Annotated in this window: 19 protein-coding genes; 11 read left to right on the top strand and 8 right to left on the bottom strand. The window is 42.5% G+C overall.

Annotated elements, in window-relative coordinates; genetic code table 11:
* The first annotated feature begins 219 nt into the window (after nt 1-219).
* Genes FD725_RS06600 through FD725_RS06590 form a run of 3 tightly spaced genes read left to right on the top strand, consistent with a single transcriptional unit; the run spans nt 220 to nt 1,928 of the window.
* The gene (locus tag FD725_RS06600) at nt 220-1,416 is read left to right on the top strand and encodes a 1-deoxy-D-xylulose-5-phosphate reductoisomerase (protein ID WP_179047385.1); all 1,197 of its coding nucleotides are present in this window, start codon (nt 220-222) and stop codon (nt 1,414-1,416) included.
* Nucleotides 1,417-1,446: 30 nt separating this feature from the next.
* Nucleotides 1,447-1,605: an element excision factor XisH family protein gene (locus tag FD725_RS06595; RefSeq protein ID WP_306296903.1), complete on the top strand. Its 159-nt coding sequence runs from the start codon at nt 1,447-1,449 to the stop codon at nt 1,603-1,605.
* Nucleotides 1,593-1,928 carry a XisI protein gene (locus tag FD725_RS06590; RefSeq protein ID WP_179047384.1) on the top strand — a complete coding sequence of 112 codons (336 nt, stop codon included), beginning with the start codon at nt 1,593-1,595 and terminating at the stop codon, nt 1,926-1,928. Before FD725_RS06595 ends, FD725_RS06590 begins: the two co-directional genes overlap by 13 nt.
* Nucleotides 1,929-1,939: 11 nt before the next feature.
* Here the strand turns inward: FD725_RS06590 and FD725_RS06585 are convergent, their stop codons facing one another.
* Complete coding sequence (locus FD725_RS06585) at nt 1,940-3,358, bottom strand: S-layer homology domain-containing protein (RefSeq protein WP_179047383.1); 1,419 nt, start codon at nt 3,356-3,358, stop codon at nt 1,940-1,942.
* A 182-nt stretch (nt 3,359-3,540) separates the two neighbouring features.
* Entirely contained in the window at nt 3,541-5,067 is a 1,527-nt protein-coding gene (locus FD725_RS06580; protein WP_179047382.1) for a hypothetical protein, read from the bottom strand.
* Between the two features lie 126 nt (nt 5,068-5,193).
* On the opposite strand from FD725_RS06580, the gene FD725_RS06575 reads away from it, so the two are divergent.
* Nucleotides 5,194-6,399 carry a histidine kinase gene (locus FD725_RS06575; RefSeq protein WP_179047381.1) on the top strand — a complete coding sequence of 402 codons (1,206 nt, stop codon included), beginning with the start codon at nt 5,194-5,196 and terminating at the stop codon, nt 6,397-6,399.
* A gap of 199 nt (nt 6,400-6,598) precedes the next feature.
* On the opposite strand, the gene FD725_RS06570 is transcribed toward FD725_RS06575, so the two are convergent.
* Both FD725_RS06570 and cobS read right to left on the bottom strand, forming a co-directional pair.
* On the bottom strand, nt 6,599-7,633 hold the full coding sequence (locus tag FD725_RS06570) for a PleD family two-component system response regulator (protein WP_179047380.1): 1,035 nt from the start codon (nt 7,631-7,633) through the stop codon (nt 6,599-6,601).
* Between the two features lie 371 nt (nt 7,634-8,004).
* Nucleotides 8,005-8,778 (bottom strand): adenosylcobinamide-GDP ribazoletransferase, encoded by a 774-nt coding sequence (gene cobS / locus FD725_RS06565; RefSeq protein ID WP_179047379.1) that lies wholly within the window; start codon nt 8,776-8,778, stop codon nt 8,005-8,007.
* 265 nt (nt 8,779-9,043) lie between these two features.
* Here cobS and FD725_RS06560 point away from each other — a divergent pair, with 265 nt between their 5' ends.
* Nucleotides 9,044-9,721 carry a hypothetical protein gene (locus FD725_RS06560; protein ID WP_256871865.1) on the top strand — a complete coding sequence of 226 codons (678 nt, stop codon included), beginning with the start codon at nt 9,044-9,046 and terminating at the stop codon, nt 9,719-9,721.
* 63 nt (nt 9,722-9,784) lie between these two features.
* On the opposite strand, the gene uvrB is transcribed toward FD725_RS06560, so the two are convergent.
* Nucleotides 9,785-11,782, bottom strand: a complete 1,998-nt coding sequence (gene uvrB, locus FD725_RS06555; protein ID WP_179047378.1) for an excinuclease ABC subunit UvrB — start codon at nt 11,780-11,782, stop codon at nt 9,785-9,787.
* A gap of 116 nt (nt 11,783-11,898) precedes the next feature.
* On the opposite strand from uvrB, the gene FD725_RS06550 reads away from it, so the two are divergent.
* Nucleotides 11,899-12,330 carry a nucleoside deaminase gene (locus tag FD725_RS06550; RefSeq protein WP_179047377.1) on the top strand — a complete coding sequence of 144 codons (432 nt, stop codon included), beginning with the start codon at nt 11,899-11,901 and terminating at the stop codon, nt 12,328-12,330.
* Between the two features lie 43 nt (nt 12,331-12,373).
* Here the strand turns inward: FD725_RS06550 and rbsK are convergent, their stop codons facing one another.
* Together rbsK and FD725_RS06540 are read right to left on the bottom strand one after the other, a co-directional pair.
* Nucleotides 12,374-13,306, bottom strand: a complete 933-nt coding sequence (gene rbsK, locus FD725_RS06545; RefSeq protein ID WP_179047376.1) for a ribokinase — start codon at nt 13,304-13,306, stop codon at nt 12,374-12,376.
* Between the two features lie 230 nt (nt 13,307-13,536).
* Nucleotides 13,537-14,892 carry an aminotransferase class I/II-fold pyridoxal phosphate-dependent enzyme gene (locus FD725_RS06540; protein WP_179047375.1) on the bottom strand — a complete coding sequence of 452 codons (1,356 nt, stop codon included), beginning with the start codon at nt 14,890-14,892 and terminating at the stop codon, nt 13,537-13,539.
* 85 nt (nt 14,893-14,977) lie between these two features.
* Here FD725_RS06540 and pgeF point away from each other — a divergent pair, with 85 nt between their 5' ends.
* The 3 genes from pgeF to FD725_RS06525 all read left to right on the top strand — a co-directional run bounded on the left by pgeF (nt 14,978) and on the right by FD725_RS06525 (nt 18,390).
* Nucleotides 14,978-15,763 carry a peptidoglycan editing factor PgeF gene (gene pgeF, locus FD725_RS06535; protein ID WP_179047374.1) on the top strand — a complete coding sequence of 262 codons (786 nt, stop codon included), beginning with the start codon at nt 14,978-14,980 and terminating at the stop codon, nt 15,761-15,763.
* Between the two features lie 269 nt (nt 15,764-16,032).
* Entirely contained in the window at nt 16,033-17,373 is a 1,341-nt protein-coding gene (locus tag FD725_RS06530) for a DEAD/DEAH box helicase (protein ID WP_179047373.1), read from the top strand.
* A 150-nt stretch (nt 17,374-17,523) separates the two neighbouring features.
* Nucleotides 17,524-18,390, top strand: coding sequence for an aldo/keto reductase (locus tag FD725_RS06525; RefSeq protein ID WP_179047372.1), 867 nt, complete (start codon nt 17,524-17,526; stop codon nt 18,388-18,390).
* A gap of 81 nt (nt 18,391-18,471) precedes the next feature.
* Here FD725_RS06525 and FD725_RS06520 read toward each other — a convergent pair whose 3' ends face one another.
* Nucleotides 18,472-18,717: a hypothetical protein gene (locus FD725_RS06520; protein ID WP_179046222.1), complete on the bottom strand. Its 246-nt coding sequence runs from the start codon at nt 18,715-18,717 to the stop codon at nt 18,472-18,474.
* Between the two features lie 100 nt (nt 18,718-18,817).
* On the opposite strand from FD725_RS06520, the gene ilvC reads away from it, so the two are divergent.
* A complete protein-coding gene (gene ilvC, locus FD725_RS06515; RefSeq protein ID WP_179047371.1) occupies nt 18,818-19,813 on the top strand; it encodes a ketol-acid reductoisomerase in 996 nt (331 codons plus the stop codon).
* Between the two features lie 313 nt (nt 19,814-20,126).
* The gene (locus FD725_RS06510; RefSeq protein WP_179047370.1) at nt 20,127-22,067 is read left to right on the top strand and encodes a caspase family protein; all 1,941 of its coding nucleotides are present in this window, start codon (nt 20,127-20,129) and stop codon (nt 22,065-22,067) included.
* Nucleotides 22,068-22,073: the final 6 nt, after the last annotated feature.

Raw genomic sequence — 22,073 nt, 5'->3', positions numbered from 1 at the left:
TTGATAATTCTGTAATTTAACAGTAATATTTTGCACCTACATGGCGAAAATGGATTTTTCCTCCCCTGCCTCCCCTACTTCCCCTACTTAACCTGCTTCCCCGACTCACCAAAGCGATTGTATATTTTTTTAGTTGAAAGTCCCTAATGTGGCGATCGCTGTTCGTAATGAGTCCCCAGCAATTTATAGTGAGAGTTATCTGTAGATCCTGAAGCAATTGTGAAAGCTATTACTCTTGTTGGTTCCACCGGCTCAATCGGTACTCAGACTTTAGATATTGTGACTCAGTACCCAGATCAGTTTCGGATCGTGGGGTTAGCAGCTGGGAGCAATGTAGCAATGTTGGCAGAGCAAATTCGGCAATTTCGACCACAAATAGCTGCCATTTCGGCTGCGGAAAAATTGCCAGACCTGCAAGCAGCTATCAAAGACCTTGATCCCCAACCCATTTTACTGGGTGGGGAAGCAGGCGTGATTGAAGTAGCTCGCTATGGCGATGCTCAAACAGTTGTCACCGGAATTGTCGGTTGTGCTGGGTTACTGCCAACCATCGCCGCCATTGAAGCTGGTAAAGATATTGCTTTAGCAAATAAAGAAACTCTCATCGCTGGCGGCCCTGTAGTTTTACCCTTAGTTGCCAAACACGGTGTTAAACTACTACCTGCCGATTCTGAACATTCAGCGATTTTTCAATGCCTCCAAGGCGTTCCCAAAGGCGGCTTACGCAAGATTCTACTGACGGCTTCTGGTGGTGCATTCCGAGATTGGGATGTGGCTAAGTTAGCAGAAGTGACCGTAGCTGATGCCCTCAAGCATCCTAACTGGTCAATGGGGCGAAAGATTACAGTAGACTCAGCCACCTTGATGAATAAAGGTCTAGAAGTGATTGAAGCACACTTCTTGTTTGAGTTAGACTACTCAGACATTGAAATTGTCATTCATCCCCAAAGCATTATTCACTCCCTGATTGAGCTACAAGATACTTCTGTACTAGCGCAACTGGGCTGGCCAGATATGCGTTTACCCTTGTTGTATGCCCTATCTTGGCCAGAACGCATCCACACTGATTGGGAACGCCTAGATTTAGTCAAAGCTGGCAACCTCACCTTCCGTGAACCAGACCACCAAAAGTATCCTTGTATGCAGTTAGCCTATGCTGCGGGGAAAGCAGGTGGTTCCATGCCAGCAGTATTAAATGCTGCCAATGAACAACTAGTGGCATTATTTCTAGAAGAGAAAATCAAATTTTTAGATATTCCTCGGTGTATTGAATTAGTGTGCGATCGCCATCAAAATGATAACTGTGCAAATCCTTCTTTAGATGACATTTTGGCAGCAGATCAATGGGCAAGACAAACAGTTTTAACCATGACTAAAAATCTCGCCTCCCCATCACAGGTAATTTCTGTGAGCTAAATAATTAACTAAAATTTACTTTTTGTCTAACTGGGGACAATTAAAATCCCCAGATACATAACTATTCCTGAAGCTGCTTATCAAGACTTTTTTCTTAAACCAGCAATTCAAGATATTTTGAGTGACCAGCAAATTAACTATCTGATTTTTGATCCAAACCAGGAGGTAATTGTGCAATGGATAAGTTAGAGAAATATAGACAAGTCGTAGCAAGTGTTGTGGAAAAGCACGCCAAATATAAACCTAGTCATGGTCAGATTGACAGCCTATCTATTTGTGATGAAAAATCTGATAATTATTTATTGATAGATACTGGCTGGGATCAAACAGGTAGAGTTCATGCAGTAGTAATTCATGTACGAATTTTTGCAGGTAAAGTATACATTGAATCCGATGGCACAGAAACAGGAATAACTGACGCTTTACTTGATTTAGGGATAATGAAAGATGATATTGTTCTAGGTTTTATTCGTCCTGAATATCGTCAGGTTACAGATTTTTCTGTTGCTTGATTTTGACTAGATTAATTTGGCGATCGCACTCCACTCACGGTTGGTGTTTGCTGCAACTTGAGCGCATCAACGGCTGATATACCCTCACCTTGAGTTCCAAAATACCACAAAGTCGCCGCCGCTTCTGCACGAGTTACAGGTTTCTTGGGCTGAAATAAAGTGGTGTAGCCAAACACCCGACGAATATTCGCTTGTTCACCATTTTGAAAATCAGCTAACACTGCTCTTAAAGCCTTGGGATCTATCTTGCCTGCATCTTGGAAACCCCAAGTTTCCTTAACTGCTTCCAAGTTAGCGGTGGGTAAACCTTGCCGAGTATCCAAAGGTAATTTCCACAAAATCAACTGTTCCCGAATCAACGGTGCATCAGGACGAAACAAAACTGTCGTCGCATCTCCTGATAAAGGACTGGGAATTAACCCTGCTTCAGCTAAACCCTGAATAATTGGGAAATCTGGATCTTTGGCAGGTACATCACTAAAAGCTGGTTGTGAAGTTTCTGCCGCCAAACGAATCTGTTTGCTCAGATTGTTAGCATACATAGCATTATTAGCAGCGACTAACCAGCGAGCATATTCTCTCCGGGTAATAATTTTATTGGGTTCAAATTGATTAGTTGTAGGACTGGAATTATTTTTAGTTGATGCAGAATTTAAATCAAATATATCCAACGCAGCTAAATCTTGGATGTATTGCCGTAGTTGTTGCGGTGCTTTATTTAAATCGCTAAATGTCGATGTCGTGGGGGCAGGATTCACGGCTGTGTTTGTTGGTTGTGTTGCCCAATTGGCTGGTGGTACTGGGCCAATAAACTGTGGTTCACCAGGTTGGGGAATATTATTGCCTGTTGCCGTGGGACTGTTAGCTGAGTCAGGTTGGGCTGTAGCTGTACTAGCTGTACTATTAGGTGTATACTCAATTTTCAACAACGTAGATGTTTGTGGTTGGTTTGGTGCGGCGTTAGTCACAGATTTAGGTTGAATCGCAACTTTCACCAACAAATCATTACGCCGTGCCTCAAATGTACCTTCCGCATCATCAGTCGGCTGTTGCAAAATTTGCCAGTTGTTCGTCTGCAACTGGTTACGATAAAAGCCAATGATAAAATTGCTCGGTTCAGAACTCAGCCAACGAGCTGAAACTCGATTGTCTGAACCCGTAGCAGGTGTGACTTCCTGTAATTGAGCATTTGTATATATGGGAATCTCTTTGGGAAAGTCGGCTGGTAATTGCACAGAAGGCTGATTTTGCCCTACTTGACCTGCACCCTCTTTCCTACCACCAAAAACCACAGAATTATCCTGCAACTGCGGATCAGCTGCCAAAGACTGCTCCCAATTTTTAGCACTAGGAGAGCTAGAACAGGCTGTTAGAGCAGTCATCAAGACAGCCAAACTCAAAAATACAGTTGGTCGTTTACAAGCAAACACACAAAATCACAAATCACGTGTCAATTCCTACCCTAGCGCAAAGTGATGATAATTCGTAATACTCGCCAAAGGCGAGAAGCAAGCTACGTAATTGAGTCAACAGACAGAGTCAAACACAGAATAGAGAGAGTAGCCAATGACCAATGACCAATGACTATTGACTATTGACCAATGACTATTGACTAATAACTAATTTGCGGCGCAGGTAGTTCGTTTAAAACTCGCCATAGAATTGTATAACTGCCATCAGTACGGCTGCGGACTGGTCGGAAAGCTAAAATGATGTCGCTACTGCGGATTTGTTTTAATTGGTCTATGTAGCGGCTTTGTTCTAAATTTGTTAGTTGACGATTGAGGAGAATTTCTGGTAGTTGGAATTGCAGCGATCGCACTATATAAGTATGATGCAATTTAGCTGTGGCACTGGCTAAAATCACCTGGCTTTGATTCCAGTTTTGGTCTTTGCCAGTAATAAACCGCCGTCTTTCCACTGGTAAAGCTGCTAACTCTTTTGGTGGTTGATAGTTGAGAAAAAATTCTCTTGTGGGCAAAGCTACTGATTTTAACTGGTGATCCAGTTTTTCCAAAGGAATATCGCCCACATCCACCATAAAACTGTAATCTACTCCTTGATCCTGTAATTTAAAGCGATCGCCTACAACCTGAAGTGCTAGACTAGGATTAAATCCTCCCTGAGTATTACCCAAAGCCGGAAAAGGATAGCGTTCACTCACACTAGGCTGTAATCGGTTCCACAGCGTATTTAATGGACGCTGGTAAGCCAATGTGGGTAAAGCTCGGAAAATCCCCGTATGTGGTAATCGCAAAAACTTGGCATAGGTTTGCGGTTCTTGGGGGTCAAGTCCGTAAGCAAAACGGTCAAGGGCTGTGGTTGTTTCCTGGGAATCTCTAAACTTGGTTCCGGCGGGAAATTCCGTTTGTACTGCTGTTAACATCTGCTTCGCCGTTGCCAAAATAGTTAGCACTGTTTCTGGTGCAGCGATCGCAGGTTGAATTGGTGGTACATAGTTAGCTATGGCGGTTTTGGTAATTCTACCAATTATTGGTAGTGTAGATGGGGAGGTAATTTCCGTAGACTGTCTGGGTGTTGGTTGGTTTGTCAATTCTAAATTTGGTTCTGTTGTCGAAAAAGGTGTTGCTGGCTGGTTCAGATAGGGACGCTGTATGGGTTTCATCGCCATTACTGGATCTGATTGACGTTCACCATTAATCAGAGGTAACTTTCTGACTAAAGCTAATTCACCCCGTCGAGATAAAAGTTGATCTAGCACTGGAGCTAGTTTAAGTAATTCCTGGCTAGCAGCAGACAAAGAACAATAAATTTTTGTTTGTGAATTATCTAACTGTCCAGGTAGAGGGGAAGCATCCGTGGGGTTACATAAAACTGGACTACTCCGATTTTGACGCTTGAGAAAACCTTCCACAATTTTCGTTTGGACAGTTAATTGTCCCCTGACAGCCCTCATTCGATTGGCATCTGGGGAAATCAAAGCCTGTTCAATACGTGTAATCAAATCCAGTTGTTGTTGGAGTAACTGATTTGCCTGGGTATAAAAATTTTCATCTGTTGACACTACAGCCAGAGTATGATTAAGAGAAGATGAAGACTGATATTGCACGGCTAAGGCGTTTCTCGCAAAACAAGTGACAGCAAAAGGAAGTAACCAGCTAAAAAATATGTACCTCATGTCAAAAACCTTGTATAGATAGGTGTAAGAAAAATCTAAAATAGATATTAAATTGAGAAAAACGAACGACCACCGACAACCGTCAGTCTATTCTAATTTCTGCAAAGCGTCGCCGGGTTGTTACCAGTGCCGAAACACGATTACATGCAAGTTTCCCAGGATCAGCCTATTTATTCTGAGGCTCCACTCCAGCTGTTGCTATTTATTGATGGACGACCTAAGTCCAAACAACAGGTGCAGCGTATCCGTGCTTACTTAAAAGAATTAGAGGCTGAGTATAATTTTGAACTCCAAATCATTGACGTTGGACAACAACCTTATCTGGCAGAACACTTTAAACTAGTGGCAACGCCAGCTTTAATCAAAATTCACCCAGAACCCAGACAAGTCCTGGCTGGAAGCAACATCATAACTCAACTGAAAAATTGGTGGCCTCGCTGGCAAACAGCCGTCGAATCCTACTTAAAGTTGCAAGAAGAGTTACAAGAACGTGCAGATGACAATGGTCGGGCATCCCCATCGAAATCGACAATCCGGTCTGTTGCCGTTTCTGCCGAACTGATGCGACTTTCAGACGAAATTTTTCATCTCAAACAAGAAAAAGAAAAACTTCTAGAGCAGTTGCAATTTAAAGATAGAGTCATTGCTATGCTTGCTCACGATCTCCGCAATCCTTTGACGGCGGCGGCGATCGCTATCGAAACACTACAATCCAACTACAACCCAGATACAGGAGAATTTACCCGCTTAAAACCAGCCTTAACCGCCCATTTATTAAAACAAGCCCGCACTCAAACTAAGACAATTGATAAAATGATTGCGGATTTGTTGCAGGTGGGTAGAGGTAAAGATACTGAGTTCACCATTATACCCCAAAAAACCGAATTGGGTAGACTGTGTTTAGATATATTAGAAGAGTTGCGCGATCGCTACACCACCAAAGCGCAAAAAATCGAAACAGACATCCCCAAAGACTTACCATCTGTTTATGCCGACCCTGAACGCATCCGCCAAGTACTGATAAATCTCTTGGACAATGCTATTAAATACACACCCCAAGGCGGCAAAATTAGCATTGCTGGATTACACCGTACCACGCAAAAAGTGCAATTTAGCATAGGTGATACTGGCCCCGGTATTCCTGTAGAAAATCGAGAGCTAATATTTGAAAATCATTATCGCCTAGAACGAGATGCCGGAACCGAAGGTTATGGGATTGGTCTTTGTCTTTGCCAACGTATTATCAGGGCGCACTATGGACAAATTTGGGTAGACTCCAACCCTCATGGCGGTGCATGGTTCCATTTTACACTCCCCGTCTATCCTGCTTAAACAATTCACAATCAGGGTGAATCACAAATTATGTAAGCGCAAGCCTACTCTTCTCCTGACGCAGACGCTACGCGAACACGGCGAACCCGTAGGTATTACGTAGCTTGCTTCCGCATAGCGGTATTACGAATTACGTAGGCGCAAGCCTACTCTTCGAGAACGCCTTACGGCGAACCCGTAGGGTATTACGAATTACGAATTACAAATTATTTCCCCATTGACAAATCCGATTCCGTCCTGTGGCCTTTGCTTGATAAAGCGCTTTATCAGCCACAGCAATTAGGTCAGCCGGTGAAGAATCCCACGTAGGAGTTATCGTAGCTACGCCCATACTCAGAGTAATGTGTGAACTCACAGCAGATTGATGATGAGGAATGCGTAAATTTCTCACACTAGCTTGCATGACATTAGCGACATACATTGCACCATCTGCATGGGTATATGGCATGATCACAGCAAATTCTTCACCACCGTAACGGGCTACCAAATCTCTATGTTTTTGTGCCTTGTGGTCTAAAACTACACCTACTTTTTGTAAGCAAACATCTCCCGCCGGATGTCCATACTCATCATTATAAAATTTAAAAAAGTCGATATCACACAAAATTAGAGATAAAGCCGCACCTTCTTGCGCTAAATTAATCCATTGTGCATTGAGGTAATTATCAAAGCGTCGGCGATTAGCTAGACCAGTCAGTCCATCTACATTAGCTAACTCTTGTAAAGCTAAATTTGCTGCTTCTAACTGTTTATAAACTTGTGCTTGTTGTAGCAATCTACGTAATCGCTGACGTAAAACTGCCCAATGAATAGGCTTAGTAATGTAATCAGTTGCGCCTGCTTCAAAAGCACGATCTACAGATTCTGGATCATTCAAACTAGTAATCATCAATATAGGAGTACGTTCCCATAATTTAGAAATCACAGTATTACCCAAGCCAGAATCAGTATCTAAATTTGCTAAAGCAGAAATTAATTTATTCCGGGCGACTTGGAGTAATTGGCGACAACAAGTAAAACCATCCATGACAGGCATCATCGCATCCAGCAAAACTATATCTGGTTGAACAGTCTCGTAGGCATCTAAACATTGCTTACCATCTGTCACTTCTATGACTCGATAACCTTCTTGCTCCATAGCTTCACGCAACAATACTCGGATGGTTTTGTCATCATCAGCCACCAAAATTACCGGAGGTTGTTTAGAAAGAGAATATGGGCTTATGCCTGACATGAGTTGCGTTCCATAGAAAATCAGCGTTTTGATGGTTAAAAAATGGGGAAAAGCCTCCCTTAATAGCTAAACGGCCTGTAAGCGATCGCATTTTGAAGTTGGTCGAAATTGATCATTGCTTCCGTAAGTTAAGCTAATATTTACCCTCATCTTGTTACACATGATCAAGAAGTGTTATTTTATATTTCCCTACTGATAAAGCTTAATTGCCAGATTCAGCAAAACTTCAAATGTTAACTATAGTTCTTTACTAATGAACTGACGGGAGATATTAAGGTCACACCACGCAATGAAAACTAACTTCACACCATTTGCAGGATGAAGCCTTGTCAGTATTCAATAGTCAGTAGCAAAGATATTTTAAAACCGCACTAAAGCGTAGTCATGATACAAAGAAATAAGGCTTCAGTCCATTCCACTACTGCGCCGTAGGTGTCACCAGTATGTCCACCTAATTTGTGATTGAACCATGCACCAGTTAAAGTAGCGATCGCACTCCCAGCCGCAACCATAATAATTGAGGTGAGCAAACGCCGACCATTTATTAGCCAGAATAAACCACTGACAGCGAGCATTAACAGCAATCCTGGTAGTAAATCTGTGTATGACTTAATTGCTTGTTTGTGAAATGCCCCTTTACCGGTGGGTTTTAAATAAGGATAGCAGGCGATCGCTAGTTGTTGTCCCCATCTTCCCCAGCCACAAGTTGCCATTAATATCAGCCATCGATGTTGCCCAATATCCGTTAAGGCAGATGTTTTGAGTACAATAATAGCGATCGCTGCCATAGCCCCAAATGCACCTGTAGCACTATCTGCCATTACCTCCAACCGCCGTTCTGGATTACCCACGGCTAAACCATCAGCCGTATCCATTGCCCCATCTAAATGTAATCCTCCGGTGATAGCTATCCACAGTCCTACGATTAAAGCACTACGAGTTAATACTGAAATACCGAAGTAGTTTATACCTAAATCAAGCAGTCCTAAAATTCCTCCGATCAATAAACCTACCAATGGAACAAGGCGTGACACTGCTTGAAAATCTAACCCATTCACATAAGGCAGAGGAATACTAGTATAAAAAACAATACTTGCGACAAAATTCAATAGCAGCTTTTGCCACCACTGAGGCTGCTTTTCCATGTTCTTATCTCTCAGTTTGAAGAGAAAGGATACTATCTTACTAGATTCAAGTCAATTGATGAGAAATCGCTGGGGAAGTGCTTGTAGTACTTATTTAAAGGTAAAGTAACGCGGTGTGCAAATTTCTCTCAAACCTAACCCCCAACCCCTTCCCTTGTAGGGAAGGGGAGCAAGATTCAAAGCCTCTCTCCGTTTCGGGGAGAGGTTTGGAGAGGGGTTTTCAGAATAAGTCGCACATCGCGTAAAGTATTGAAAAGATAAAAGTATGGTGTTTTCTAGCGATTTAGTTAAATCAAAATGCTTGAGAGTAGATGGTAAGCGGATAGTAAATTCAGTATTCATGGTTTTGCTAATAGTAGGAGCGATCGCTGACAAACCTACTGTTAGTTTTGCCGCAACTACTCAAGACGTGCTTACCTTAGACAAGTCTACATTTAAACCTGTGTCACAAAACCAGGCGATTTACCGGAGCGATCGCTTGCGGTTACAGTTTAATTATTCTCTGCCAGATTTTGTAGTCGAGGACAAAACGTTTAGTTCTGGAAATAATGTTAACTCACCCTTACTTGCTATAGATATTTGGACTAAAAATCACGCGCAAAAAATTCGCGCTGGAGACTATGCAGGTGGTACAGAATACCCTGCTAATGTACATATAAATGTATATAATAATCCGCGAAAATTGACTTTACAACAGTGGGTGAAACAGAGTAACCAATTCTCTATTACCCGTGATTTTAAACCTGCCAAAATTGCTAGACAAACTGGAATAAAATTTCAATCTAGCGGCTTGTATGAAAATGAACACGTAGTTTTTGTCAACCCTAGAGACTCGCGGATTATTGTCGTGACATTATCAAAAACTGGTTATGGCAATAACGATGCTATTTATCGTCGAGCGTATCAACAGATTGTCAACTCATTTGTATTTTTAAATAAATAAATAAATAAATAAATAAGAGCGCACAGATATCTGTGCGCCTTTAAGTTTAATGAATAATTCGGGTTAGTGTCCTAATAATTTATCTCGCAATTGTTTGATGCGATCGCGTAATTTTGCTGCCTCTTCAAACTCTAAGTTTTTTGCTGCTGCTTTCATCTGGACTTCGAGTTTTTCAATCAAGTTAGGAATCTCTTCTAAGGGTAGTTCATCTAGATGTTCTTCCACAACTTTTAAGTCTGTGGCATTTAAACGTCGAGACACTTCTAAGAAAGACAAGATTGCATTACTCGATTTTTTCACAATTGGTTGTGGTGTAATCCCATGCAGACGATTATAAGCGATTTGAATATTACGTCGTCTTTCTGTTTCTTCAATAGCTTTAATCATGCTGTCTGTTAAATTATCAGCATATAAAATTGCTTGTCCTCGGATGTGACGCGCGGCTCTACCAATAGTTTGAATTAAAGAACGTTCCGCCCGTAAAAAACCTTCCTTATCAGCATCCATAATTGCCACTAAGGAAACTTCCGGTAAGTCTAAACCTTCCCTTAATAAGTTGACTCCAACTAATACATCGAAGCTACCTTGACGCAAGTCTTGCAAAATTTCAATGCGCTGAATAGAATTAATTTCTGAATGCAAATAGCGTACACGAATACTATGTTCTTGCAAGTATTCTGTTAAGTCTTCTGCCATGCGTTTAGTCAGAGTGGTAATCAAAACCCTTTCATTCAGGTCTACTCTGTCTTTAATTTCTCCTAATAAATCATCAATTTGTCCCTCTGTAGGACGCACGGAAATATCTGGATCAATTACACCCGTAGGACGAATAACTTGTTCAACTATCTGATTTTGCGAAACTTCTAATTCCCAATCTCCTGGTGTGGCAGAAACAAAAATACATTGACTGACCTTTTGCCAAAATTCCTCTGCTTTCAAAGGACGGTTATCAGCCGCACTAGGAAGTCTAAATCCATGTTCAATTAAGACTTTCTTTCTGGCTTGGTCGCCATTATACATTCCCCGAATTTGGGGAACGGTGACGTGTGATTCATCAATCACTAAAAGCCAATCTTTAGGAAAATAATCAATTAAACATTCTGGTGGTTCCCCAGCTTTTCTCCCAGCTAAATGACGAGAATAGTTTTCTACACCGTTACAATAACCAACTTCACGCAACATTTCTAAATCGTAGCGTGTCCTCTGATCTATACGTTGCGCTTCTAATAGTTTACTGGCTACTTCTAAATCAGCTTTTTGCTGTTTTAATTCAGCCGCAATATCATCACAAGCTATTTCTAAACGTTCCTCTGGGGTGACAAAGTGTCGTGCAGGGTAGATATTAATAGCTTCCAAACTGTTGATAATTTCCCCCGTTACTGGGTCAATGTAGCGAATTGCGTCAATTTCATCACCAAAAAATTCTACCCGAATAATTCGATCTTCATAAGCGGGGCCGATTTCTAAAACATCACCCCGGACACGAAACCGTCCTCGTCCCATTTCAATATCGTTACGACTGTACTGCACAGAGGCTAAATCTCGCAGCACTTCACGCTGGTTCACTTCCATGCCAATTTTTAGAGGAATAGCCGCTTTCAGGTATTCTGCGGGAATTCCCAAACCGTAGATACAGCTAATAGAAGCAACGACAATCACATCCCGACGCTCAAATAGCGATCGCGTAGCAGAATGTCGTAACATATCTATCTCATCGTTAATTGCCGCAGTTTTCTCAATATATGTATCAGTGACGGGAATATACGCCTCCGGCTGATAATAATCGTAGTAGCTGACGAAATATTCAACAGCATTGTGTGGAAAGAATTCTCGCAATTCATTACACAGCTGTGCCGCTAGGGTTTTATTATGAGCTAGAACTAGAGTCGGCTTACCTATTTTCTCAATTACTGCTGCTACTGAGAATGTCTTACCTGTTCCTGTTGCACCTAATAAGGTTTGGTAACGATTACCAGATTGAATGCTAGCAACTAACTGAGCGATCGCTAATGGTTGATCACCCGTTGGACTAAAGGGAGCTTGCAGACCAAATTCTCTCATACATTTGTACTAAGAAATACCCTATCTCATAGTAACGATATTGCGCTGTTCTTGGGAGAATAGGGAAAGAGCGTTTGTAGTTCCCGTTGTTGATTCATGATGAGGAGGTTAAGAGTATGGATGAATTTATGCAAGCTGCCATTCAAGAAGCACAGCAAGGTAGACAAGAAGGGGGAATTCCCATCGGTTCTGTGCTTGTCAAAGATGGCAAACTGGTAGGCAAAGGACACAATAAACGTGTACAAGACAGTGATCCTGTTACCCATGCCGAAATCGATTGTCTCCGTAACGCAGGGAGAATTGGCAGCTACAGAGGCACAACTTTATACTCAACACTTATGCCGTGTTATTTGTGCGCTGGCGCTGTAGTCCAGTTTGGGATCAAAAAAGTCATCGTTGGTGAATCAAAAACTTTTCCCGGCGCTAAAGATTTTATGGTGTCTCACGGGGTAGAAGTGATTGATTTAAATCTAGATGAATGCGAACAAATGATGAGTGAATTTATCGCTAGTAATTCAGAGTTGTGGAATGAAGATATTGGCAAATAGTCATTGGTCATTGGTCATTGGTCATTGGTAAAACTCTCACCCATTACCCATTACCCATTCCCCTTTCCTTGAGAAAAGCATCAAACCTCACCCTATCAGGCAAAGAAGTTTGTGCGCCTATTTTTGTTGTGGCTAATGCACCTGCGGCTGTACCCCACACAACTGCTTGATGTAGGGAAAGTCCGTTGTAAAGTGCGGCTGCTAAACCAGCATTGAAAGCATCACCAGCAGCAACGGTATCAATAGCATTAACCGAGAAAGCTGGAACAAAAAATGTTTCCTCAGCAGTTGCACAGACAACACCTTTTGCACCTAATTTAGCGATCGCACACTTTACCCCCCGTTGCAATAAAACCTCAGTTGCTTTCACTGCTGTATCTTCTTCATCCACGGTAAAACCTACTAATTGACTTGCTTCTACTGCATTGGGTGTGATGATATCGACCAATGGATAAAGTTCTGCTGGTAAATTAGTGTGAGCAGGTGCAGGATCTAAAATAACTGTAATCCCGGCATTTTTTGCTGCTTGGGCAGCTGCTATAACGGCATTGATGGGAATTTCTAATTGTAAAAGTAATGTTATAGCTGTTGGTAATAAAGATGATAATCGCTCTACATCTTCTTGATCGACACGCCCATTTGCACCAGGAATCACCACAATTTGATTTTCCCCATCACTATCCACATTAATAATTGCGACTCCAGAACTCACACTTTCATCTATCAAAATTTCCTCAGTTTGTACACCTGCTTCTTGCAAATTTTGCATCAGTTCTGCACTAAAATTCTGTTTGCCAACACGCCCTACCATGTGGGTAGGAACACCCAATCGCGCTAATGCTACTGCTTGATTTGCACCTTTACCTCCAGGAATTTTAAAAAACTCTTGTCCTAACAAAGTTTCCCCAGCCATAGGTAATCGAGGTACTATTGCTACTAAATCTATATTGATGCTGCCAAAAACAATAATACCCATAATTAATTCGTAATTCGTAATGACGCTCGTTCGCTCTTAGAGGTTGTTTGAAAAGTCTAAATTAATACTAGCCTTGGCGATTAGAAATCGCGGCTACACAGACAAAACCCACCTTCGTGGGTTAAAAAACCTAATTTTATGTTAGTCCGCGTAGGCGGACTTAGCTTGTGTAATAGCGAATTATATTCGCCCAAAACTTTTCAAGACGAATTTTGAATTGGTATAACCTATTATTTATCAGCTAGAACTTGATCTGTTACCTGTTCTAGTAATTGCCAAATATCCTCCACCCATTCCAGATGCTCTGGTTTCATTAAGCATGAGCGTAGACAAGTTACTTTGTCTTGATCAGGCTCCATTTCTGGATGGACATCAGTGAATAATTCTACATTGAGATGGGCGATCGCTAAATGGAGATTTTTTTGAGCTGCGGCAGTAAAAATATCTTTTGCCAATTGGGAAGCAATACTAGCACTCTTGGCGCGGGGAGTCCAAACTAAAATATCGAGTTCTGGAGAAAAGGGTATGACAAATCTGCCATCAGCTTGAATTTTTTGTGCCAAAGCCACCGCCGCCGTGCGACAATGGCTGATTTCAGTCGCAAATTCTCCCTCACGAGTGTAAGGTAGCAAACGCTGTGTTGCCCAGAGTGCCACAGCCGAGGCTCCAGGTCGAGAACATTCTAAGCTAATTTCACCGAGATGTAGTTCTGATGAGGTGAAGTAAGTAAAAGCACACTCATGTTGATAAAATGTGCCTACCGTCGGATCTGCAAAAATGACACAACCACAACCATAGGGCTGAAGACCGTGTTTATGAGGGTCGATGACAATAGAGTCAACAGCTGACAAACTATCATACGCAGCTCTAGTAGTCTCGGTTAAATTATTTGCCAAAGTAAAATAACCACCATAGGCAGCATCAGCATGAATACGGAAATGGTATTGCGATCGCAACTCCAAAATTGCTGGTAGAGGATCTACAGAACCAGTCGCCGTAGTTCCCATTGTGACAACAACAGTGCCAATATCACCAGCTTTGAGGAGAGTTTCTAGCGCCTCTAGATCCATTCGGCCAAAGCAGTCGCTTTTGACTGGGGCAAAAGGCAAACCCAGCACACCACAAATCCGTTCGTGTGTATAATGTGATTGCTCAGAAGCGACAATCTTTAAGCCAGGCTTGACTTTTCCTGCTACCCACAAAGCTTCTAAGTTAGCGATCGTCCCACCACCGCACAGATGACCAAGAAAAGTTTCCCAGCCAAACATCTGGGCTATTTCCTTGACTGCTTCTTTTTCCATGAAGGTACTAGCTCGTCCTCCATCCAAAGCATGATTATTCGGATTAATCCACATGGAGAGCATATAAGCCAAACGTGCGATCGGATGAGGCGGTTTGAGCATTTGTCCTACATACAGGGGATGAGGATAAGGAAAGTTATCCTGCATTCGGGTTGCCACTTCCAATAAAACAGTCCGCAGACTCTCTAATTGGTATGGAGAGTTGAATTCTGGCATCCCTTGAAAACCCAATTCCAATTTATCAAGAGCCTCGAATAGTAATTGCAAACTCTCTTTTTCTAGCATCTATTTTTAAATACTGATAATTTGCTTGTTTACAAGTTAGCATTAATTGGCTGATGAGTGATTTTCTGTTTAGGTTGGGTTAAAAATGCACACTTGGCACTGGCACAATTGGGAAGGACTATCTTATTTAAGTTGTAGCCTTTTAAAAGATTGGCAACACGGCTTTTTTACTCACCAGTTTTGGCCGATGTTGCCTCCAGAATTGACAAAGCTGCTGCACCCAGAAGCATCAGCATATCGCTTGAAACAAGTACATGGAAATACAGTTCTGACACCCCAAGAAATAGATCAGCAACTTTGTCTGATTGAAGATGATTTAGCCTTGGCAGATGGTTTAGTTAGCGAACAACCCCTACAAGCAATCTGGGTAGCCAGCGCCGATTGTACACCAGTTTTAATTGGCGATGTCCAAACTGGACAAGTGGCAGCACTCCATGCAGGTTGGCGGGGTACAGCTAAACAAATTGTTCCCCAAGCGATCGCTCGTCTGCAAGCCCAAGGCAGTAAATTAGATGATTTACGAATTGCTATGGGGCCAGCCATTGCTGGTGAAGTTTACCAAGTCTCGGTGGAGGTAGCAGCAGAAATTGGTGCTAGCATCATCTCTGGTGATGATCCTCACAAAATTGTCCAAGCATTACACGCATTACCCCATTCTCCCTTACTAGCTGATCCCGAACCGGGTAGAGTCCGAGTTGATGTCCGTCAAGTCAATACTTTGCAACTACAAAACTTAGGTATCAGTGTCGAGCAAATAGCGATCGCACCTTACTGCACATATCAAACCCCAGAACATTTCTTTTCCTATCGCCGTGAACAAGAGAAAAAAGTCCAGTGGTCAGGAATTGTTAGTGGGAGAATAGGGGAATAGGGGTGCAGGGGGGCAGGGGAGGCAGGGGAGAAAATACAACCGACTATTGCCTATTGACTATTGACCCTTGACTATTGACCATTGACTATTGACCATTGACCATTGACCATTGACCATTGACCAATAACTAATGACTTCTGTTAGAATGCAGAGCTGCGGCATTCGCTCTCAGTCTTAGCGCTATTGCCCATCCAGCTTTAGAAATTTTGTTTATCTGCCTTAGACTGATGCCGCCAGTGGCGACAGGCCGATGTTATTTATGGAGTTCTATGTCTTTTTCTCATCTCGGCTTGTCCCCAGAAATTATTCGTGCAGTCACCGAGCGGGGGTACACTAAACCCACGCCAATTCAGATGCAAGCGATTCCTGCTGTCTTGTCAGGTAGCGATCTTTTAGCCGGCGCACAAACTGGTACTGGCAAAACAGCCAGCTTCACCTTGCCACTCTTGCATCGGTTGTCAGAAAACAGTGTTAAAAGTACATCGAATAAAAGCTCGGCAATTCGAGCGCTGATTCTCACCCCGACTCGTGAACTAGCCGCACAAGTGGAAGAAAGCGTGCGTGACTACGGCAAGTACCTGAAATTAAACCCGATGGTGATGTTTGGTGGAGTCAGCATTAATCCGCAAAAACGGCTTTTACAGGGTCGCGTGGATATTCTAGTCGCAACCCCAGGACGATTGCTAGACCATGTACATCAGGGTACAGTCAACCTGTCACAGGTGGAAATTTTAGTTCTGGATGAAGCAGATCGAATGTTAGACATGGGTTTTATTCGTGATATCCGGCGCATTCTTTCCCTGTTGCCCAAGCAACGCCAAAATTTGCTATTTTTCGCCACCTTCTCAGACAAAATTAAGGAACTAGCCACCGGACTATTAGATCGTCCGAAGATGATCGAGGTAGCACGCCGCAACGTTACCGCCGAAACAGTGGCACAGAAAATCTACAAAGTAGAACGCGACAGAAAGCGCCAATTACTTGCTCACTTGATTCGGAAGGATAATTGGTATCAAGTACTAGTCTTCACTCGCACAAAGTATGGTGCTGATCGTTTAGTCAAGCAATTGGCTGATGAGCGTATTCAAGCACTAGCTATCCACGGGAATAAAAGCCAGTCGGCGCGTACCCACGCTCTAGCAAAGTTCAAGAATGGCAGTTTACAAGTGTTAGTAGCAACCGACATTGCTGCACGAGGTCTTGACATCAGTGAATTACCTCATGTCGTCAATTTCGATCTGCCCAATGTCCCAGAAGATTATGTTCATCGTATAGGTCGTACTGGCCGCGCTGGCGCGTCGGGTGAAGCCATATCCCTGGTATCTGTTGATGAATACCATCTGTTAGCAGATATCGAAAAACTGATTGAAAAACGATTGCCTGTGGAAGTAGTTACTAATTTTGGTGTCACTTCCCACACCAAACCAGAACCAATTGCCGATGAACGCAAGCATACACCCAAAGATAGCCCGCGTCCACCCCGATCCAATACTAAATCCTTGCCCCAAAAATCAGCGAAAAAATCAACACCAAGAAGGGTGACAGGTAGTAAAAAGTTTGATGCTCGTCCCAGCTCATCCCGTCGTGGAGCTAAACGAAGCGATCGCTAGTATATCATTTTTACCAAACCCCGTTGGGGCGGGTGTAGAGGGGTAGGGTTGTAGGGAAAAAAGATGTCAATCCTATCTGTAGAGGCATTGTCAAAATATCTCTAACCCGTTACTAGATTAGTAACGGTGCAAAAAACTTAAGCAAGAAGCATGGAAACTAAACAGCTAGGAAAAACCGATGTCTTTGTGAGTGCCATTGGTTTAGGTGGGATGCCAATGTCAGTATATGACCGCCCTCCAGAATCGCAGTCCATCCCAGTGATTCACCGCGCTTTGGATTTGGGTATTACATTTATTGATACTGCCGACTCTTATTGCAAAGATGAGTCCGATAAGCACCACAATGAAAGACTGATTCACAAAGCACTTGCTAGTTACCCTGGTGATGTCAGCCAAGTAATTGTCGCCACCAAAGGCGGTTTAATGCGTCCTCATCAAAACTGGACACGCAACGGCAATCCCGAACATCTGCGACAAACAATTCGTGCCAGCTTTGCAGCCTTGGGTGGTGAAAAACCCATCGACCTTTGGCAATACCACTCTCCAGACCCGCAATATACCATTGCCCAATCCCTAGCACCAGTAAAAGCAGCTGTAGAGGAAGGTTTAATTCGATTTGTGGGAGTTTCTAATTTTTCCGTAGCACAAATTAAACAAGCACAAGATGTAGTAGATATTATCTCCGTCCAAAATCAATACAGTCCTTGGGAACGACAACCAGAAACCGATGGTGTATTGGAATATTGTGAGCAAGAAGGATTGACATTTTTACCTTGGAGTCCTTTTGGTGGTCGTCGTCGCTATCAAGACCTACAAGATATTCCGGCGATCGCTCAATTAGCTAAAGACAAAGGCGTATCTGTATACTGTATTGTACTAGCGTGGTTGCGTGCCAAGTCCCCATCCATTTTACCTATCCCCGGCGCAAGCAAAGTTTCCAGCATCGAAGACACAGTCCAAGCTATTGGAGTCAAACTATCTGAAGCAGAAGTACAAAAAATTAGTGTAGTTAGGTAATGGGTATTGGGTATTGGGTATTGGGTACTGGGTATTGGCTAAGAGTTTTACTAATGACCATTAACCATTAACCATTGACCATTAACCATTGACCATTGACCATTGACCATTGACCATTGACCATTGACCATTAACCATTGACCATTGACCATTAACCATTGACCATTGACCATTAACCATTAACCATTGACCATTAACCATTAACCATTGACCATTAACCATTAACCATTGACCATTAACCATTAACCATTGACCATTAACCATTAACCATTGACCATTAACCATTAACCATTGACCATTGACCATTAACCATTGACCATTGACCATTGACCATTGACCATTGACCAATAACTACCCGCAGTTCCTCAATTTGGGGTAAGATCGAAAGCCTGCCAATAAATGATGCTTGCTGACAGGAGATACTTGTATGGCCCGGTTGTATTATGACACAGATGCTAATTTAGACCTTTTAACAGGAAAAACCATTGCTATCATCGGCTACGGTTCCCAAGGTCACGCCCACGCCCTCAACTTGAAAGATAGTGGTTTGAATGTCATTGTGGGGCTATATCCAGGTAGTAAGTCAGCAGCAAAAGCCCAAGCAGCTGGGTTGACTGTGAAAAATGTGGCAGATGCTGCCAACGCTGCCGATTTCATCATGATTTTATTACCTGATGAAGTCCAAAAAACAGTTTATCTCAACGAAATTGCCCCCAACTTAGAAGAAGGCAATGTACTGGCCTTTGCCCACGGGTTTAATATTCACTTTGGACAAGTCGTACCACCTGCCAATGTAGATGTAGTGATGGTAGCACCCAAAGGCCCTGGACATTTAGTCCGTCGGACTTACGAACAAGGTGAAGGTGTCCCCGCCCTGTTTGCAGTGTATCAAGATGCTAGTGGTAAGGCACGCGATCGCGCCTTAGCCTATGCTAAAGGTATCGGTGGGAGTCGTGCTGGTGTTCTAGAAACAACATTCCGCGAAGAAACAGAAACCGATTTATTTGGTGAACAAGCTGTATTATGCGGTGGTTTGAGTGCTTTAATTAAAGCCGGTTTTGAAACTTTATTAGAAGCAGGTTATCAGCCAGAGTTGGCTTATTTTGAATGTCTCCACGAAGTCAAGTTAATTGTGGACTTGGTGGTAGAAGGTGGTTTAGCAAAAATGCGTGATAGCATTTCCAATACTGCTGAATACGGTGATTATACCCGTGGTCCTCGCATTGTCACCGAACAAACCAAAGCTGAAATGCGGAAGATTCTCAGTGAAATTCAATCAGGTCAATTTGCACGAGAGTTTGTTTTAGAAAACCAATCTGGTAAGCCTGGATTTACTGCTTTGCGTCGTCAAGAAGCTGAACATAAAATTGAAGAAGTTGGCAAAGAACTACGAGCAATGTTTAGCTGGTTAAAGAAAGCTTAAAAATTCTGGTAATTTGCATATATGCTCTATAAAAGACGTGGCCTAGCTACGTCTTTTAATTTACGGCTGGATTTTTTAATGGTAAATTGTCATTAAAAATATCAGTTTAAATTTTTTCTCAAAAATACTGTTGTCTGCGACGCTAACATTATAAAGTCTCAAAGACTATCCCGATCAAGGCTGTGGTGGCAAGTATTATTTCTCCCACATTGAAAATTATTTTGGCAAATGCAATTTTAAGTGACTGCAAATACATTCGATAGTAACAGCAACTGCTTCACAGCTTTTGGTTATTTCGATATAGGAGGTCAAGATGGCTAAGATGGCACTAGTGATTGGGGTCAGCGATTACGAACCTGGTTTGACACCCTTGCCTGGAGCTGCTAGAGATATAGAGGCAATGCGGCAAGTATTACAGCAGCCCGATGTGGGTGCTTTTAATGAAGTCAATACATTGTTAAATCCTACACCTCAACAGATGCAGGAAGCAATTGAAACGTTGTTTTCCGGTCGCAAGAAAGACGATTTAGTACTGCTGTTTTTCTCTGGTCATGGTGTCAAAGACAACAATGGTAAGCTGCATTTAGCTACTCGCATCACTCGTAAAACCCCACAGGGAGAACTAATTCGCGCCACAGCAGTTTCAGCCAGTTTTGTCCAAGACATTATGAGTAATAGCCGTTCTAAGCGACAAGTTGTTATTCTGGATTGTTGCTTTAGTGGAGCATTTGCGGAGGGTTGGTTAGCAAAAGATGATAGTTCTGTAGATGTTAAAAGCCAATTGGGAGGAGAAGGACGAGCTGTGCTTACGTCTTCGACTTCCACCCAGTATTCCTTTGAGCAGGAAGGATCAGACCTTTCGACTTACACTCGTTATCTAGTCGAGGGAATTGCGACTGGAGCAGCAGATATTGATAGCGATGGTGTAGTTTCCATTGATGAACTGCATGAGTATGCCAAAGGGAAAGTTCAAGAAGCTGCGCCAGCAATGAAACCAGAAATTTATGCCGTGAAAGAAGGCTACAAAATCCGTCTTTTTCAAGCACCCATCGAAGATCCAAAACTAAGGTATCGCAAAGAAGTTGAGCATTTTGCCATTCGTGGCGTGATTTCTGTCGTAGGGCGTAATACCTTAGATGCCTTACGAGATGGGTTAGGACTGCTACCAGAAGTTGCGGCAACAATTGAAGATGAGGTACTCAAACCTTACCGAGAGTACCAGAAAAGATTGCACCGTTATCAGCAAGTTTTAGTTGAGGCGATTGGGCGTGAGCATTCTCTCAGTCGCCACACTCAATACGAGTTAAAACATTTACAACGGGTTTTACAACTCAGAGATGAAGACATTGCTTTAATTGAAGCACAAATTACTTCTCACAAAAAAGCAATTCAACCTTCAGGTGAAGCGGAGAAAGAGATGTCGGTGCAAACTTCCGACGGATCTGAAGATGTGACACTTGTCAACCCGTCAAACACAGTTCTTTTAGCTACAAGCCCAGATGAACTTCCTTTGCCACCGAGAATTAGACCTCCACAGGCTATTTCTGAGACATTTGTGCGAAACCCTAAACTCCTGATGGGAGTAAGCATTGCTGCTGCTTTAGCTTTAGTCGCTTATTTACTGGTGACATTATCCCGCGAGCAACCAATTAAATCACCAACATCGATCGCCAGTCCTACTTCTGCTGATGCAACCAAGAATAGTTCATTAGACCTCTATAATCAGGCATTTGACAAACAAAAGCAAGGCAATAACCAAGGTGCGATCGCAGATTACACTCAAGCAATTAAAATTAATCAAAACTGGGGAACAGATAATCCTGATACTAACTACTATGGTATTGCCTCTGCCTATTTCAATAGAGGTTTTGTTCACTATTCATTGAGCGAATTTCGCCCTGCTTTTGACAATTTTCAGCAGGCAGTTAATTTTAAGTCTGATCTAGCTATTGCCTATTACTATCGGGGACTTGCTCGCTACTTCTCAGATAAAGATCGCCAAGGAGCGCTCAGAGATTTAATGCAGGGAATTACTATCAACAAAAACTGGGGAGCTATCAATCCGGCAGCTAACTATTTTGGTAAAGCCTCTGCTGTCTTTAGCTTGGGAGATATCAACTCTGAACTAGGCAACATACCAGAAGCTATTAAAAATTACCAAGATGCCATTTCTCTGTTTCAGAAAAGGGGCGAGATATTCAATGCCCAAAAAGCACAGGACAGAATTAAAGAACTTCAAAAGCGCAATAAGTAATACCAT

This window comes from Nostoc sp. TCL26-01 (genome assembly GCF_013393945.1).
Classification (GTDB): domain Bacteria; phylum Cyanobacteriota; class Cyanobacteriia; order Cyanobacteriales; family Nostocaceae; genus Trichormus.
The sequence above is the reverse complement of the archived record's forward strand: the minus strand, read 5'-3'. Positions and strand labels throughout refer to the sequence as shown.

What these genes read in the sequence shown, in the direction of transcription:
- FD725_RS06590 (WP_179047384.1), top strand. Translation starts at nt 1,593, where the DNA reads ATGGATAAGTTAGAGAAATATAGACAAGTCGTAGCAAGTGTTGTGGAA.
- FD725_RS06580 (WP_179047382.1), bottom strand. Translation starts at nt 5,067, where the DNA reads ATGAGGTACATATTTTTTAGCTGGTTACTTCCTTTTGCTGTCACTTGT.
- FD725_RS06570 (WP_179047380.1), bottom strand. Translation starts at nt 7,633, where the DNA reads ATGTCAGGCATAAGCCCATATTCTCTTTCTAAACAACCTCCGGTAATT.
- cobS (WP_179047379.1), bottom strand. Translation starts at nt 8,778, where the DNA reads ATGGAAAAGCAGCCTCAGTGGTGGCAAAAGCTGCTATTGAATTTTGTC.
- FD725_RS06560 (WP_256871865.1), top strand. Translation starts at nt 9,044, where the DNA reads ATGGTGTTTTCTAGCGATTTAGTTAAATCAAAATGCTTGAGAGTAGAT.
- uvrB (WP_179047378.1), bottom strand. Translation starts at nt 11,782, where the DNA reads ATGAGAGAATTTGGTCTGCAAGCTCCCTTTAGTCCAACGGGTGATCAA.
- FD725_RS06550 (WP_179047377.1), top strand. Translation starts at nt 11,899, where the DNA reads ATGGATGAATTTATGCAAGCTGCCATTCAAGAAGCACAGCAAGGTAGA.
- rbsK (WP_179047376.1), bottom strand. Translation starts at nt 13,306, where the DNA reads ATGGGTATTATTGTTTTTGGCAGCATCAATATAGATTTAGTAGCAATA.
- FD725_RS06540 (WP_179047375.1), bottom strand. Translation starts at nt 14,892, where the DNA reads ATGCTAGAAAAAGAGAGTTTGCAATTACTATTCGAGGCTCTTGATAAA.
- pgeF (WP_179047374.1), top strand. Translation starts at nt 14,978, where the DNA reads ATGCACACTTGGCACTGGCACAATTGGGAAGGACTATCTTATTTAAGT.
- FD725_RS06530 (WP_179047373.1), top strand. Translation starts at nt 16,033, where the DNA reads ATGTCTTTTTCTCATCTCGGCTTGTCCCCAGAAATTATTCGTGCAGTC.
- FD725_RS06525 (WP_179047372.1), top strand. Translation starts at nt 17,524, where the DNA reads ATGGAAACTAAACAGCTAGGAAAAACCGATGTCTTTGTGAGTGCCATT.
- FD725_RS06520 (WP_179046222.1), bottom strand. Translation starts at nt 18,717, where the DNA reads ATGGTCAATGGTCAATGGTTAATGGTCAATGGTCAATGGTTAATGGTT.
- ilvC (WP_179047371.1), top strand. Translation starts at nt 18,818, where the DNA reads ATGGCCCGGTTGTATTATGACACAGATGCTAATTTAGACCTTTTAACA.
- FD725_RS06510 (WP_179047370.1), top strand. Translation starts at nt 20,127, where the DNA reads ATGGCTAAGATGGCACTAGTGATTGGGGTCAGCGATTACGAACCTGGT.